Origin of the sequence: Sphingobacterium sp. UBA5789 (genome assembly GCF_002418355.1) — a bacterium.
Taxonomy (GTDB): domain Bacteria; phylum Bacteroidota; class Bacteroidia; order Sphingobacteriales; family Sphingobacteriaceae; genus Sphingobacterium.
This window is the reverse complement of sequence record NZ_DIDX01000001.1, coordinates 984,836-999,649: the sequence shown is the minus strand read 5'-3', so window position 1 is coordinate 999,649 and position 14,814 is coordinate 984,836. Positions and strand designations below refer to the sequence as shown.

14 protein-coding genes are annotated in these 14,814 nt (G+C 39.3%); 4 read left to right on the top strand and 10 right to left on the bottom strand.

What is annotated here, in order from left to right; translation table 11 throughout:
- The first annotated feature begins 174 nt into the window (after positions 1-174).
- The 3 genes from sucC to B4B65_RS04300 all read left to right on the top strand — a co-directional run bounded on the left by sucC (position 175) and on the right by B4B65_RS04300 (position 3,755).
- Positions 175-1,368: an ADP-forming succinate--CoA ligase subunit beta gene (gene sucC, locus B4B65_RS04310; protein WP_201677996.1), complete on the top strand. Its 1,194-nt coding sequence runs from the start codon at positions 175-177 to the stop codon at positions 1,366-1,368.
- Between the two features lie 188 nt (positions 1,369-1,556).
- Positions 1,557-3,002, top strand: a complete 1,446-nt coding sequence (asnS, locus tag B4B65_RS04305) for an asparagine--tRNA ligase (RefSeq protein WP_293913627.1) — start codon at positions 1,557-1,559, stop codon at positions 3,000-3,002.
- A 132-nt stretch (positions 3,003-3,134) separates the two neighbouring features.
- Positions 3,135-3,755 (top strand): L-threonylcarbamoyladenylate synthase, encoded by a 621-nt coding sequence (locus B4B65_RS04300; protein ID WP_201677994.1) that lies wholly within the window; start codon positions 3,135-3,137, stop codon positions 3,753-3,755.
- Positions 3,756-3,810: 55 nt separating this feature from the next.
- Here the strand turns inward: B4B65_RS04300 and B4B65_RS04295 are convergent, their stop codons facing one another.
- The 5 genes from B4B65_RS04295 to tilS all read right to left on the bottom strand — a co-directional run bounded on the left by B4B65_RS04295 (position 3,811) and on the right by tilS (position 7,475).
- Complete coding sequence (locus tag B4B65_RS04295) at positions 3,811-4,125, bottom strand: DUF721 domain-containing protein (RefSeq protein ID WP_002996847.1); 315 nt, start codon at positions 4,123-4,125, stop codon at positions 3,811-3,813.
- Positions 4,118-5,224 (bottom strand): DNA replication/repair protein RecF, encoded by a 1,107-nt coding sequence (recF, locus tag B4B65_RS04290; protein WP_201677993.1) that lies wholly within the window; start codon positions 5,222-5,224, stop codon positions 4,118-4,120. The genes B4B65_RS04295 and recF overlap by 8 nt, the downstream gene beginning before the upstream one ends.
- A 37-nt stretch (positions 5,225-5,261) precedes the next feature.
- Complete coding sequence (locus tag B4B65_RS04285; protein WP_002996851.1) at positions 5,262-5,561, bottom strand: DUF4834 family protein; 300 nt, start codon at positions 5,559-5,561, stop codon at positions 5,262-5,264.
- A gap of 86 nt (positions 5,562-5,647) precedes the next feature.
- Positions 5,648-6,151, bottom strand: a complete 504-nt coding sequence (locus tag B4B65_RS04280; protein WP_002996853.1) for a hypothetical protein — start codon at positions 6,149-6,151, stop codon at positions 5,648-5,650.
- A complete protein-coding gene (gene tilS, locus B4B65_RS04275; protein ID WP_293913617.1) occupies positions 6,144-7,475 on the bottom strand; it encodes a tRNA lysidine(34) synthetase TilS in 1,332 nt (443 codons plus the stop codon). Before tilS ends, B4B65_RS04280 begins: the two co-directional genes overlap by 8 nt.
- 358 nt (positions 7,476-7,833) lie before the next feature.
- Here tilS and B4B65_RS04270 point away from each other — a divergent pair, with 358 nt between their 5' ends.
- On the top strand, positions 7,834-10,233 hold the full coding sequence (locus B4B65_RS04270; protein WP_293913615.1) for an OstA-like protein: 2,400 nt from the start codon (positions 7,834-7,836) through the stop codon (positions 10,231-10,233).
- Between the two features lie 68 nt (positions 10,234-10,301).
- Here B4B65_RS04270 and B4B65_RS04265 read toward each other — a convergent pair whose 3' ends face one another.
- The 5 genes from B4B65_RS04265 to B4B65_RS04245 all read right to left on the bottom strand — a co-directional run bounded on the left by B4B65_RS04265 (position 10,302) and on the right by B4B65_RS04245 (position 14,713).
- Positions 10,302-11,267, bottom strand: coding sequence for a glycosyl transferase family 90 (locus B4B65_RS04265; protein ID WP_293913613.1), 966 nt, complete (start codon positions 11,265-11,267; stop codon positions 10,302-10,304).
- Complete coding sequence (locus B4B65_RS04260) at positions 11,264-11,839, bottom strand: non-canonical purine NTP diphosphatase (RefSeq protein WP_293913611.1); 576 nt, start codon at positions 11,837-11,839, stop codon at positions 11,264-11,266. The genes B4B65_RS04265 and B4B65_RS04260 overlap by 4 nt, the downstream gene beginning before the upstream one ends.
- Positions 11,840-11,938: 99 nt before the next feature.
- Positions 11,939-12,493: a hypothetical protein gene (locus B4B65_RS04255; protein WP_293913609.1), complete on the bottom strand. Its 555-nt coding sequence runs from the start codon at positions 12,491-12,493 to the stop codon at positions 11,939-11,941.
- Between the two features lie 24 nt (positions 12,494-12,517).
- Positions 12,518-13,498, bottom strand: coding sequence for a deoxyhypusine synthase family protein (locus B4B65_RS04250; RefSeq protein ID WP_293913607.1), 981 nt, complete (start codon positions 13,496-13,498; stop codon positions 12,518-12,520).
- A gap of 117 nt (positions 13,499-13,615) precedes the next feature.
- Complete coding sequence (locus B4B65_RS04245; RefSeq protein ID WP_293913605.1) at positions 13,616-14,713, bottom strand: mandelate racemase/muconate lactonizing enzyme family protein; 1,098 nt, start codon at positions 14,711-14,713, stop codon at positions 13,616-13,618.
- Positions 14,714-14,814 lie beyond the last annotated feature (101 nt).

Sequence of the window (14,814 nt, the reverse complement as noted above, 5' to 3'; positions counted from 1 at the left end):
CGAAGTTACTAATTTTTGTCCGTCCTGGCAGGAATAAAAATAGGGTTGATTAGCGAATAGAACGCCCGGTATAAAGTCTGCCTTCGTCATTTTTATCAAATAAACATTAAAAAGACGATAGACACTTGACCTTTAAAGTTAAAAACCATATTTTTACACCTTAAAATTGTCAAAATGAACATTCACGAATATCAAGGAAAGCAAATACTAAAAAGTTTTGGTGTTACTGTACAAGAAGGAATTGTAGCTGACACTCCTGAGCAAGCTGTGGAAGCCGCTAAAAAGATGAAAGAAGACTACAACTCGGACTGGGTTGTTGTAAAAGCTCAGATTCACGCAGGTGGTCGCGGTAAAGGTGGCGGTGTGAAATTGGCTAAAAATCTGGATGAAGTAAAACAAAGAGCTACTGATATCATCGGTATGCAACTGGTAACTCCTCAGACAGGTCCTGAAGGTAAAAAAGTAAACAAGGTATTAGTTGCACAGGATGTATACTATCCGGGAGCAAGCGAAACCAAAGAATTCTATATGTCCGTATTGCTGGATCGTGCAACAGGCCGCAATATCGTAATGTATTCTACTGAAGGTGGTATGGATATCGAAGAAGTAGCTGAAAAAACTCCTCACTTGATTTTCAAAGAAGAGATTGACCCTAAAGTTGGTCTTCAGGGCTTTCAGGCACGTAAAATTGCATTCAACTTAGGATTATCAGGTCCTGCACATAAAGAAATGGTAAAATTCGTAGCTGCACTTTACAAAGCTTACGATGCTACAGATTCTTCAATGTTTGAAATCAATCCGGTATTAAAAACTTCTGACGACAAAATTTTGGCTGTAGATGCTAAAGTAAATCTGGATGAGAATGCATTATACCGTCATCCTGATTATGCAGCAATGCGTGATGTTACAGAAGAAGATCCTACTGAAGTAGAAGCTGGTGAATCTAACCTGAACTATGTAAAACTTGACGGTAACGTAGGTTGTATGGTAAATGGTGCCGGTCTTGCTATGGCAACAATGGATATCATTAAGATTGCCGGTGGTGAGCCTGCTAACTTCCTTGACGTAGGTGGTACCGCTAATGCTGAAACAGTTAAAGCCGGATTTAATATCATTCTGAAAGACCCTAATGTAAAAGCGATCCTGATCAATATCTTCGGTGGTATCGTTCGTTGTGACCGTGTTGCTCAGGGTGTAATCGATGCTTATCAGGAAATTGGAAATATTCCGGTTCCTATCATCGTGCGTCTTCAGGGAACAAATGCGGAAGAAGCTAAGAAACTGATTGATGAATCAGGACTTAAAGTATACTCGGCTATATTATTAAAAGAAGCTGCAGATTTAGTAACTAAAGTATTAAAAGGTTAATTCCTTTTTTACCACTATATCAAAAGCCTCTGACTTAAATCAGAGGCTTTTTTGATAAGAACACTTCCCGTATTTATAAATAAATCAAGGATTTTAACAAATTATAAGCTATTTTTGTGAGCTGCAGAATTATAAAAACAGCATGAGTTTATTTTGAAAAATAACTCCAATTAATATCTAACAACAAAATGGAACACACACGTATTAAAGAATTATTGAATGCCACTGAGTTTGGGCAAGAGGTCATTGTAAAGGGATGGGTAAGAACCTTCCGTAACAATCAATTTATAGCGATCAATGATGGTTCTTCAATCAATAATATCCAGGCAGTAGTTGATTTTGAAAATACGGATGATGCGTTATTAAAAAGAATCACTACAGGTGCTGCTGTACGTGTAAAAGGAACTCTGATCGAATCCCTGGGAAAAGGCCAGAAGGTCGAAGTCAAAGTAACGGAACTTGATGTGATCGGAGATTCAGATCCCGAGAAATTCCCTTTACAACCCAAAAAACACAGTTTAGAATTTCTTCGTGAAATCGCACATTTGCGCTTCCGCACCGGAACATTCAATGCTATTTTCAAAGTACGTAATGCATTGTCATTTGCAGTACACCGTTTCTTCAATGAAAGAGACTTTGTCTATATGCACACTCCTATTATTACCGGTTCAGACGCTGAAGGTGCTGGAGAAATGTTCCGTGTCACTACTTTAGACCTGAATAATCCTCCTCGTACCGAAAACGGTGAAATAGATTTTAAAGAAGACTTCTTCGGAAAATCCACTAACCTTACGGTATCCGGACAACTGGAAGGTGAACTGGCAGCTTTAGCATTTGGTAATATTTATACTTTCGGACCTACATTCCGTGCCGAAAACTCCAATACAACTCGTCACCTGGCAGAATTCTGGATGATCGAACCAGAGATGGCTTTCTATGAACTGGAAGACAATATGGATTTGGCTGAGGCCTTATTAAAATATGTGATACAGTATGCGTTGGAAACATGTCCGGAAGAGATCGAATTTCTGAAAAACCGTCTGCTGGAGGAAGAGAAAAACAAACCTGCTGCAGAACGTTCAGAGATGGATCTTATTGAGAAATTAAAATTCTGTCTTGAAAATGAATTTGAGCGTGTCAAATATACAGATGCGATCGAGATATTAAAACGCAGCAAGCCAAATCAGAAGAAACAGTTTAAATACCTGATTGACGAATGGGGTGCAGATCTTCAATCTGAACACGAGCGTTATCTTGTAGAAAAACATTTTAAGAAACCAGTGATCCTTACAGATTATCCAAGAGAGATCAAATCATTCTATATGAAACAGAACGAGCCGGATACATTAGGCAGAAACACTGTTCGTGCGATGGATATCCTGTTTCCGGGAATAGGTGAAATGGTTGGCGGATCTCAAAGGGAAGAAAATCTGGACAAATTACTGGCTCGTATGGCTGAGGTAGGAATACCGGCTGAAGAAATGGAATGGTTCCTGGATACACGTCGTTTTGGATCAGTTCCTCACTCAGGTTTCGGAGTCGGATTTGAGCGTCTGGTACTATTCGTAACAGGAATGACCAATATCCGTGATGTTATCCCATTCCCAAGAACACCAAAAAATGCGGAATTTTAATCCGGAATAACAACATATCAGAAACCGTCAAAAACATTAAAGCCTTTTGACGGTTTTTATATTATAAGAATCCGTTGTTCACACGGAATGCAACGTGAACCGTTTAATATCTTTTAAATTTCAGGCTTCAATATGCTTATCCGAATTTACGAAAACAATCCTAATGAAAAGGCAATACAACAAGTCGTTGATGTATTAAAACGTGGTGGTGTAATTATCTACCCTACAGATACCGTATATGGTATTGGCTGCGATATCACCAATCATAAGGCTATAGAACGCGTATGTGAGATAAGAGGATTGAAAGTAGATAAAGCAAACTTATCTTTTATCTGTTACGATCTGACAGACATTTCCCAATATACCAAACCCTTTGACACCAGTGTATTCCGTGTGCTGAAAAAAGCACTTCCGGGTCCGTTTACTTTTATCTTCAATGCAAGCGGCCAGGTACCCAAACTTCTTTCTTCCAAAAAGAAAACTGTCGGTATACGTGTTCCTGACAATCATATTGTGAGAGAGATCGTCAGAGTACTTGGAAATCCTATTGTAACGACCTCGATTCGTGATGAAGATGATATTCTGGAATATTCCACTGATCCGGAACTTATCCACGAAAAATACGAAAATCTGGTAGATATCGTAATAGATGGTGGCTATGGAGATAATGTAGCTTCAACTGTGGTAGATCTTACCAACGGAGATTTTGAGATTGTCCGTGAAGGCAAAGGGGATCTTGAGCAGTATTTGTAAACTAAAAAAAGGACTATTGGTCTTGTTATCCGAATTATAGACCGATACTCTTTTTTTAAAGAATGATCAATTCTTCGATAACAACCTGCCCAACATATTCATTAAGACGGCCAATAATCTGCCTGCGCATCAGAGCTAATTCGTTCTTGATTACTGCAGATTCCACCTTAACATACATCTTCCGGTCTTTGATATAAATTTTCTGGGTACGGTTGGCAATTGCTTTCCCAATAATCTCAGGCCATGCATTGACAATAGAAGATTCGTCGAATTTACGACGCAGACGATAGGTATCCACCCATTTTTCAATAGCCTGTTTTATACCAATATCATCATTGGAATGGATTTCGTCTACCTTCTTCTTATACATCTTGTATTGCGCCTCCTTTGATATCAAAGATACGGATTGGTTGTGCGATTTCCTCAAAAATTCTTTGCACACGTTCTGAATCTGTATCGGTGAGGAAGATCTGGCCAAAATCGTCTTCCGAAACCATCTGCATCAGTTTACGTGTACGTCTTTCATCCAGTTTATCAAAGATATCATCCAGCAGCAACAATGGCTTGAAGCCTTTTCTTGCCTGAAGAAAACTATACTGGGCTAATTTTAATGCGATGAGAAATGATTTTTGCTGCCCCTGAGAGCCAAATTTCTTTAATGGCATCCCTTCATGTATGGTAAACAGAAGATCGTCTTTATGTATACCCTGAGAGGTCCTTTCCAATGCCCGGTCACGTTCCAGGTTTCTATCCAGTAATTCATGAAAATCAACAGTCATCAACGGAGATTCATACACCAGAGATACCTGTTCTGCACTTTCAGTAAGAAAATGATAATGCTTTTCAAATTCAGGAAGAAAATCCTTCATGAATTGCTGACGCTTCTCAAAGATCTGTGCTCCTACTTCTACAAGCTGCAGGTTTAATACTTCCAGTAACCCCAGATCAAGTTGTCCGGTTTCCCGTGCTTGTTTGAGCATGACATTACGCTGAAGCATGACCTTATTATACGTGATAAGCTTATCCAGATAATGATGATCCGTCTGCGAGATTACATTATCCATAAACTTACGACGTTCTTCACTTCCATCCGTAATGATCATACTGTCATTCGGAGAAATCATGACCAACGGAAATTGTCCGATATGATCGGCAAGTCGCGGATAGTCCTTTTTATTTTTTTTAAACTGCTTTTTCTGATTCTTTTTTAGACTACAGGAGATTACATCTGTACGGGTATCATTTTCAAATGATCCCTGTACCATAAACCAGTCCATTCCCTGCTTAATATGCTGAGAATCGATCGGATTGAAATAACTTTTACACAGGGAAAGGTAATGTATAGCGTCTAAAAGGTTGGTTTTACCGGCACCGTTCTCTCCGGCGAAAGCATTTACTTCCGGCAAAAATTCTAAAGCGGATTCCGTATAATTTTTAAAATTTAAAACAGATAATTGTTTTAACCACATAGACCGCAAAGATAACCTTTTTAGGAAGGAAAAGTGCTTATTTTATCTCTTCGAAGTCTACAAACTCTCCAGCTGTAGCTGTTCCCGGTCTGCGCTTTTCTTCTTTTTTAGAAGGAGCATATTCTACACGTACTCTTCCTTCATCGGCACGTGTTTGCTGTTCATACTGTTGATATCCAAACGGACCGTTACCGGTGGTATATTGTGATTGCTGAGCTTTTTTCATAATACGCTCCGCCGCTTTACGCATAGCGAATGGTAAAATTAATCTGAAAAGAAACCTTACTATGAAATAAACAGCGAAAGCTATCAATAAAAATTTCAATAATGGAGCCATACTAATTCGTTGCTTTTTCTCAAATTTAATAAATAATAGAAGAGATACCTTGTGTTTTTGTCAGAGAAAAATCACTTAACAAAATTTTAATCTTTTCTGAGCTTCCGTGCGTATTCTACAGCTTTATAGAATTCTTCCTGTTTGTGTGTGCCTATTACATACACCAGACCGTCCTTATCCGTCAGCCAGATCGCATCATTACCGCCCGAATAAAAGCGAATTTTGCCATTTTTATGCAGGTTGTACACCGGATTATTAAAGATAAAAGTGCTGTATTTTTTCTTTTCCACTTTTGCGATGCTGTTCAGGTCTATTTTGACAAGACGTGTTGTCCAAAGCCCGCTGATACTCACACAGTTTTCCCTGACAACTGTCCTGTAATGTAACATATACATCATCAGTATCGATACCAGTATAACAGCCACACCTACAATAAAAAATAATTGACGTGAGGCCAGATGATCCAGATTGAGGTAGTAGGCAATAAAACAGAACAACGCTAAGATCAGGCGGACACTGATCCAGGTCTTATCTCTACCCAGATACTGTTGCTCTACAAATAAGTTTGGCTCTTCCATATAATTATTCACAGACTAAAGTAAATACTTTTTTTGTATTGTTCGTTATCTTAAACCGATTGTCTAACCTGTAATTGACAATCCAGATAATTTCCCCCGTTCCGTCCACCAAGATAGGAATTCGTGCCTTGGCAAAGGAATTTATTTTTTGCTGAATGAAATAATCACTCACTTTCTTCTTACCCTCCATTCCCAACGGATAAAAAACATCACCTTCCTGCCAACTTCGGATTTGTAAGGGAAACTTTAATTTATCCCAGTCAATTTTAGCCATATGCTTCTCTTTTACAATATCCCTTGAAGAAGATTTTTCAATATTAAAATGAAAACCCTTCCATTCAGCTTGTTCATCTGTTTCCTCAATGCAAACGGGAGTTTCCTCCTCCGAAACAATCGGATGCAAGATCAAGTGTGTACGATCCACTAACAAGCGGTATGTGTCAGATTCAAAAATACGTCCCGTTCCATTATCCCATGTTATTACCAGGTCTTCCAGCACATTCTTTTGAAAATGATAAGGCTGAAAAAGCTCATACAGCAGTGCCGGATTAGTAAGGTAGGGTTCCAGACTTTTCCTTTCAATAAGCACTTCTGCGGTAACTTTACTTTCCTGAAATAAAGACTGACGAACAGGGTTTACAAAATCCTGAAGAAGCTGATAGGCTCCGGCAAATTTGTCTATACTGGAAGCAAAACTTTGTACAAACTCCGGATTTATCTCTTCCATCAAGGGAACAATCTTCAATCTGATTTTATTTCTGGCATATTTAACAGAAAAATTAGACTGATCATCCCTGTACGGAATCTGCAAAAGACGAACTGCCTCCGTAACTTCTGCAGCCCGGAGAAACAACAAGGGCCGGATGATACGTTCACGTCTTGGCTGTATACCCTGCAGACCTGCAAGACCTGTACCTCTGATCATATTAAGCAAAACTGTTTCGATATGATCATTGCAGTGTTGTGCAACCGAGATGTACGCACAGTCCTGAGCAATACGCAATTCTTCAAACCACTGATAACGTAAGTCACGAGCTGCCATTTGTATAGAAATCTTGTTTTCTTCTGCGTACGCTTCTGTATCAAATCTTTTGACGAAAACAGGAATACCATACTTTTCGCCAAAGGCTTCGACAAGCTGCTGATCAAGATCAGACTCCTCTCCTCTCAGGGAAAAATTACAATGTGCTATAATCACACGATAGTTCGATTCCAGAAAAAGTCTGGCCATCAGCATAGAATCCTTACCTCCGCTTACAGCCAGTACAATTTTATCATCCGGACCAAAAAGCCCGTTTTGATTTACATATCTATGAAATCTTTCCAGCACATTCATGTACCCAAAGTTAAGGCTTATTTTTTCTGAAAGTGTGTCTTTTTTGATAACGACAAAGAAAGCTCTCAGATTTTTGCAGTTGCTGTAATCCTTTAAATGACGTAAGGATTTTATATGAAGTCTATTTATATGGAAAAATTAATTTTTTAGGGTAACAATTAGATGCAATCCTTTCATAATATGTTTATAAATTGGAAAGGGCTTAATTTACCTTTAGATTTGAAAATAGAAAATTTTATTCTTCTAATAAAACCTTATTGTACTCTGAATTCCCGGATGTTATCATAAACGGGATTGGTTTTAATGAAAATTTTTGCTTTAACAATTATTTGCACTTTATTTGCATATTTTTGCTGCTGTGAAACGATTATTCCTTTTTGTATTAACATATATTTTCTGTCTGTTTGCATCCGCTCAACAGCCACAGCCTACTGGAGATCAGCTCAAGCTCGTCTCATCATCCAGTATGCGCCTGGTCAAAAATCCGGATCGTACTATTTATTACAGACCTGTTTTTGAACACAAAGGAAGTACGTTATCTGCTGACAGCGGATATATGTATGAGGATGGAATCGGCAGACAGTTTTTTGAAGCCTTTGACAATGTTGTAATAACGCAACCCAGCGGTACGATCATCTATTCAGACAAACTTCATTATGACGCAGCTCCTCAGATTGCCACGCTGACACGTAATGTGCGTATGGTCGATAAATCTTCTGTACTGACCACCAATTACCTGACGTACAATATGCGCAGCAAAGTCGGCACATACACCGGTGGCGGGCGGATTGTCAGTAAAGGAGACACTATTACTTCTAAAAATGCCTATTACTTTGAGAATACGCAGGATGCTTATTTCAGAAATAAGGTTGTCGTAAGAACACCGGACGTCAAGATCTATACGGATACCATGCGTTATAATTCTGTTCAACGGGTTACATATTTCTTCGGCCCAACCAACATCAAAGGAAATAAAGGCGAAAATCTGTATACGGAAAAAGGAAATTACAATACGGCTACCGGTGTTGCCCGCTTTTCTAAAAACAACCTGTACACAGAAGGTTCTAAGTTTCTGAAAGGAGACAGCTTATATTATGACAGAGCTACGGGAGAAGGTAAAGCGTATCGTAATGTAGTTTTTGTAGATACAGTTGATAAATTCTATGCCAATGGCGGGTACGGATTGTATAAACAATCGGATGAGTCTATCACCATGACGGATAAGCCATTGGTTACAATGGTGATTAAAAAAGACTCAACCAGTACCAGCGACTCTACTTCTGCCAAACCTGTAGAAAAAGAGGAGAAGGGAAAAAAGGCCGGTAAGGAAAAAACTGTAGAAAAAAAGAAATCCAAAGAAGAGGAATCCTTTAAGGAAATCAGCCCCATCACACCCGTTTCCAAAGACTCGATATCCGCGACTGTCAAACCTGAACCGCAGGTAGATTCCGCTTATATGACAGCTGATACCTTGTATTCAAAGGTGATTTTCCTCAAAGACTATAAAGCACTCGATTTCAAGCTCGATCGGAATGGCGGGCTCATAGAGGAAATAGCAGATGAAGACTACGGGGATGACGACGGTAACGAAAATACGGATAGCCTGTCTATGTCAGGCAATATAATTGGTCTGTCAGATTCGACTCAAACAGATAGTCTTCATATAGAAGGATTAAAATCTGACTCTGCCAAAACTGTGATCAAGCAAGTCAAAGAGACAAGTAAAACCATCACCAAAAATAACACAGCGCCACCTAAAAAACCTGCTGTCGTACAACAGGAAAAAGGGGATCCGAATAAAATACTAATCGGTAAGACCCTGGCAGCAGACAGTGTGCTCAGACAGCGAACGGTATTGCCCAAAGGAAATGAGAGTGACAGTCTGATCAACAAAGCTTTGTTAGTTGCCAAATCGCCGGACTCTGTCACGACCACTCCTAAAGACAGTGCTTATCTGGATACGGCACGTACACGGATTATCATAGCCCATTATAATGTGCGTATGTTCAAATCTGACCTGCAGGCAGTCGCTGATTCGGTATATTACGGCATGGCCGACTCCATGTTCAGGTTTATGGGACGTCCTATGATATGGGCCGAAGGATCGCAAATCTCGGCAGATACGCTCTATCTGCAGATCAAAGAGCAACGTCTGGACAATATGTTATTGGTGAACAGTGCGTTCATGGTTAATGCTGTACTGGATACCATCAAATTCAATCAACTCAAAGGGAGAAAGATTACAGGCTTCTTTGCTGGCAATAATCTGGATCGTTTATTTGTTGACGGGAATGCAGAAAACATGATTTTCGTGGTCAATGAAGAGAAAAAAGTTATCACGGAAATGTTTCATGACCGCAGCAGCAGGATCAAAATTCTGATGGAAAACCGCAAGATAAAGGATTATGTATCCATCCGCAAGGTGGATGGCAAAGTATATCCATTGAATATGGTGACCAATGAGAATGAAGTATTACCCGGATTTATATGGCGACCGGAAGACCGCCCGGTGTCTAAGGAAGATTTACTTAACAGAAAACGTGAAATTCCAAAAGATATAAATCCACCCGCAGCAAGTTCTTCATCCGGCAGCAAGTCTGCTGCTAAAGATCCTGTGGCGGAAAAGAAAGATCCGAAAGAGGGGATTAAAACGGAAGTTAAAAAACCAGCAGATCAAAAGACTGAACCAAAAAAAGTGAATCAGGAATCTAAAAATCCGGTAAAAGAGGAATCTGAACCCGTCACGGAAACAAATTAATTTCAATCGGCATTACATTTACAGCAAAATTACTTCCCGCAATACTGACAAAGGGTCTAAGCAAAGAATCAAAGTCTTTGATTCGTCTTTTCGAAATACTTTTCGAGAACGCGTAATGCGATAAGATCTTCTAATTTTTTGTTTTTAAACTGTTGAATGTACTGATGTGCATGACCAATAATTTTTTCGGCTTCCTGCGGATGATTAATATAGTAGTACAGCTTTTCCTCCAGATCCGAATAATCATCTTTAATCTGTATATAGTGAAAATCCGGGATCAGTCTACCTTCCATAAACCATGTTTCATATTTAGGCAGAGGCATTACTGCTACGGAATTGGAAGACATGATCCATTTGAGATTTGTAGCAACATCATTTCCTTCCAGAGACAGAATAAACTTATAATCCAGATGCTGCTGAATAGAAATAGGCTTACTGTACCATTCCGGATGATCATTATCCATCACGACACTACCCAGATCACATAAAGGGTTGCCAAAGTACAATTCAAAAAAACGTTTGCGGTGTTGCTGGTAAGCTGCAAATCTTCCGATCAACATATCTTTTTTACTACCAAACGCAATATCATCCTGTATAAAATTAAAGTGCCTGATCTTATCCAGATTAAGTAAGACAGCATTTTTATTATCTCCGGCGATGGGTCTGCTTTTCACTATTGCCGGACATTCGGGGATGTCCACCACATCACCGGGTATCAACTGCAGTTTCAGTAGAGGATCAAAATAGCGAACATATTCTTTTGTATCAAAATAATATACCCGGATTTTTTCAGGAATCTTAAATTCAGCTATTGCAACAGCCGCGGATGCCAGGGAAGTATTCTGCTGAAGCTTATTGTAATAATTCACCCGATCTTCCAGTGCTTTACTGTCAAATTTCGGGATTGCCTGAAGTTTAGATTTTAATCGGGACCTATACCAGAACGAAACAGGAATCTCCCTTAAAAGCGCTTTAAAATAATAGGCAAGCTTAAAATTCTTATTCTTAAAAACTATCCGCTTTATATTGATCATAGTGATTTCAAAAAGCCTGTTAATGCCTTGACTGCAATAGATCGATGGCTGATTCCATTCTTTTCGTCTGCAGTCATTTCAGCAAATGTCTTTTCATATCCATCCGGAATAAAAATCGGATCATACCCGAATCCTTCCGTCCCTCTCCGTTCAGAAATAATTGTTCCTGCAATAGTACCTTCAAAGAAATGCTGCTGTTCATTCAGAAATAAGGATATAACTGTTCGAAATCTGGCTTTACGATTTTCACTATCTCTTAATTTCTCAAGAACCAGATCGATATTACGTTCCATATCTCTAGATCCTGAATAACGGGCTGAGTATACCCCAGGTTCATTATTGATTGCTTCTATTTCTAATCCTGAATCATCTCCGAAACAATATAAACCATATTTATTTACAAGATAATCTGTTTTCTGTTTTGCATTTTCTTCAAAGGTATCTCCGGTTTCGGGAATATCATCCTGACAATTGATATCATCCAGACTTTTGATCATAAAAGCATCCCCTACTATAGCACGTACTTCATCCAGTTTATGCGCATTATTTGTTGCAAAAATTAATTCGATCATATCTACAAATTAAAAAATAAAATTTCAGAAAAGCCCCTGTCTGCCAAAAAACTTTAGTTGGCAAAGGTATTTATAAAAAGATCAGATGATTTAGAGAGCTTAAGAAGCTATAAAAGTTTTGAATTCTATCCAAAATGCCTTTTTCTTCTCTATATCCACAAACATTTCCTCAAAACTATAGGTATTAAATACCGTGGCTACACGACCTTTCATGTAAGAGTTATGAGGGATATGCGGCAAGACAAGAGATGTCGGTTCGACGCCCAGCAGAATAATTTTTGTTGGCGTAAAAAACTGCATAATGCGTTTGAAATCATTTGGGTTATGCGGATTAGCCAGATTGACAACAGCCACATCGGAGGGAGCAAGCTGAAGAGCACCAATTGTTTTCACAAATGCTTCCTGAGCACCTGCTGAAAAATACGGATATTCCTGATAACGTAAAATAAAGATGATCCCTCTATCTTTATTTCCCTGATAAATAAACTCCTCCGTCGCATCCGTTTTCACTTCTGCAGACAGAGGAGTTTGTATAGATGTTGCTTCCACAAATTCATCCTCCTGACTATGTGCAAAGGACTGCCCGGCAGAAAACAATGTCTCTGACATGAGTGCTTTGATAGCAGCAGGGTTATCGGTGAGCAAATTCTTCATGTATAGCGTATACTAAAGTTAATTCTATTGCCCCAGTACGTAAGCAAATACCAAAGGCGCCACAATAGTCGCATCAGATTCAATAACAAACTTAGGTGTATCGATATCCAATTTGCCCCAAGTGATTTTTTCATTAGGAACAGCTCCTGAGTATGAACCGTAAGAAGTTGTTGAATCCGAAATCTGGCAGAAGTAAGACCAGAAAGGAACATCTTCCCATTCCAGATCCTGATACATCATCGGCACTACACAGATAGGGAAATCACCAGAGATACCACCTGCAATCTGGAAAAAACCTACCCCCTTACCGCTGGAGTTTTCACGGTACCATTCTGTCAGGTAGATCATATATTCAATACCGGACTTTACAGTGCTGGCTTTCAGATTTCCTTTGATTACATTCGCAGCGAAGATATTTCCTGTTGTGGAATCTTCCCATCCCGGACATATAATAGGCAGATTCTTTTCAGCGGCAGCTACAATCCATGAATTTTTAGGATCGATCTCGTAGTATTGTTCCAATACACCTGAATTTACGACCTGATATAAAAACTCATGCGGAAGGTACCGCTCACCTTTAGCTTCAGCTGCATACCATACATCCTCAAGGTGCTTCTGCAAACGACGGAAAGCCTCTTCTTCAGGAATACAGGTATCAGTGACACGGTTATAGTGATTATCTAATAACTCTCTCTCCTGCTCAGGAGTCAGATCACGATAGTTTGGAACTCTTTTGTAATGTGAGTGCGCAACCAAGTTCATCACATCCTCTTCCAGATTGGCTCCGGTACAGGAAATAATTGCAACTTTATCCTGACGGATCATCTCAGCTAAAGAAATTCCCAATTCAGCAGTACTCATCGCACCACCTAAAGAAATTAACATTTTACCACCTTCGTTCAGATGCGCTTCATAACCTTTCGCTGCATCCACCAATGCTGCTGCATTGAAGTGAAGGTAATTTTTCTCAAGAAACTGAGAAATAGGACCTTTTTGTGTACTCATGATAATTATTAATTATATAAAAATTAAGCAACAACAAAGGTAATAATTTGGATTGAGGTAGGGTAAAGATTTATGACTTTCTCTATCTGTAAAAAGATACTATCAAAAGCCGGATGATCAGATCACCCAACTTTCACATTTCTTTAAATATTCCGCATCAATATCTGCTCCTATCCCTGGGGCATCACTTACCGAGATCCGGTATCCGTCATATTGTACTCCTCCGATGACAGGATCTTCCAGATGTCCGACCATACATGTATCCAGATCATAGAATCTGACCATTTTTGCCGCATAAGCAAAATGTACCTTCGCAGCTAAAGCCAGACGGCTTTCCAGCATACCTCCAATCATACATGGAATACCAAACTCTGCTGCAACGGCATCTATTCGTAAAGCCTCTGCAATACCTCCTGATTTTGAAAATTTAATATTGATATAATCACAGGCATCCTCCCGGCACAGCCGCTCTGCATCATAATGTGAATACACAGATTCATCAGCCATAATCGGGACTATTGTTTCTGTACGCAACTGAGGAAGCAAATGGTCATTCCATGTCCGCATAGGCTGCTCACAGTATTGTATTTTAAAAGGTTCCAGCCCCTGCAAAGCCTCTACAGCTTGTTCATATGACCAACCCTGATTTGCATCAATCCGAACCGGCATATCAAAACCAACAGCTTTGCGGATGGCCCTGATCCGTTCAATATCTGTCTGAGGATCTTTCCCCAGTTTCACCTTCAATATAACAGCACCTTCACGCTGAAGATTTCTGGCCTTTTCAGCCATTTCTTCAGGAGATGCTATACCCAGTGTCATATCCGTAGTAATATCCCGGCGCTCCCCTTTTAAAAACTGATACAACGGCAATCCGGCATGTTTGGATGCAATATCAAATAATGCACTGTCAAAAGCGCTTTTTATTGTTTTGTTTCCGGCAATATAAAGATCCAGTTCGGCAAGACGGTCCTGTATAGCCAGCGGATCCTTTCCTTTCCATAATTTTGCAAAATCACGAGCAAGCACCAGACAGGTATCCTGAGTCTCTCCTACAATCATCGGAAATGCAGAACACTCTCCTACTCCATATATTCCTTCGTCTGTATTTACCCTGATAAAAGTATTCTGAGCATAGTCCATCGTTCCTGTCGCAATGACAAATGGTTCCATCGGAATACTTAGTCTGTAGATCTCAATAGTCGTAATAACCATAATTTATTTGTTTACATCCCAAAAGTACAGAATGTTATTCCAATAACAGAAGCTATAAGCTAATAAAATACAAAATCTATTGCATTAACCATGTTTGATTA

Bases quoted from the DNA above. Each gene is read 5' to 3' on its own strand.
- sucC (WP_201677996.1), top strand. From the start codon at position 175: ATGAACATTCACGAATATCAAGGAAAGCAAATACTAAAAAGTTTTGGT.
- asnS (WP_293913627.1), top strand. From the start codon at position 1,557: ATGGAACACACACGTATTAAAGAATTATTGAATGCCACTGAGTTTGGG.
- B4B65_RS04300 (WP_201677994.1), top strand. From the start codon at position 3,135: ATGCTTATCCGAATTTACGAAAACAATCCTAATGAAAAGGCAATACAA.
- B4B65_RS04295 (WP_002996847.1), bottom strand. From the start codon at position 4,125: ATGTATAAGAAGAAGGTAGACGAAATCCATTCCAATGATGATATTGGT.
- recF (WP_201677993.1), bottom strand. From the start codon at position 5,224: ATGTGGTTAAAACAATTATCTGTTTTAAATTTTAAAAATTATACGGAA.
- B4B65_RS04285 (WP_002996851.1), bottom strand. From the start codon at position 5,561: ATGGCTCCATTATTGAAATTTTTATTGATAGCTTTCGCTGTTTATTTC.
- tilS (WP_293913617.1), bottom strand. From the start codon at position 7,475: ATGAATGTGCTGGAAAGATTTCATAGATATGTAAATCAAAACGGGCTT.
- B4B65_RS04265 (WP_293913613.1), bottom strand. From the start codon at position 11,267: ATGATCAATATAAAGCGGATAGTTTTTAAGAATAAGAATTTTAAGCTT.
- B4B65_RS04260 (WP_293913611.1), bottom strand. From the start codon at position 11,839: ATGATCGAATTAATTTTTGCAACAAATAATGCGCATAAACTGGATGAA.
- B4B65_RS04255 (WP_293913609.1), bottom strand. From the start codon at position 12,493: ATGAAGAATTTGCTCACCGATAACCCTGCTGCTATCAAAGCACTCATG.
- B4B65_RS04250 (WP_293913607.1), bottom strand. From the start codon at position 13,498: ATGAGTACACAAAAAGGTCCTATTTCTCAGTTTCTTGAGAAAAATTAC.
- B4B65_RS04245 (WP_293913605.1), bottom strand. From the start codon at position 14,713: ATGGTTATTACGACTATTGAGATCTACAGACTAAGTATTCCGATGGAA.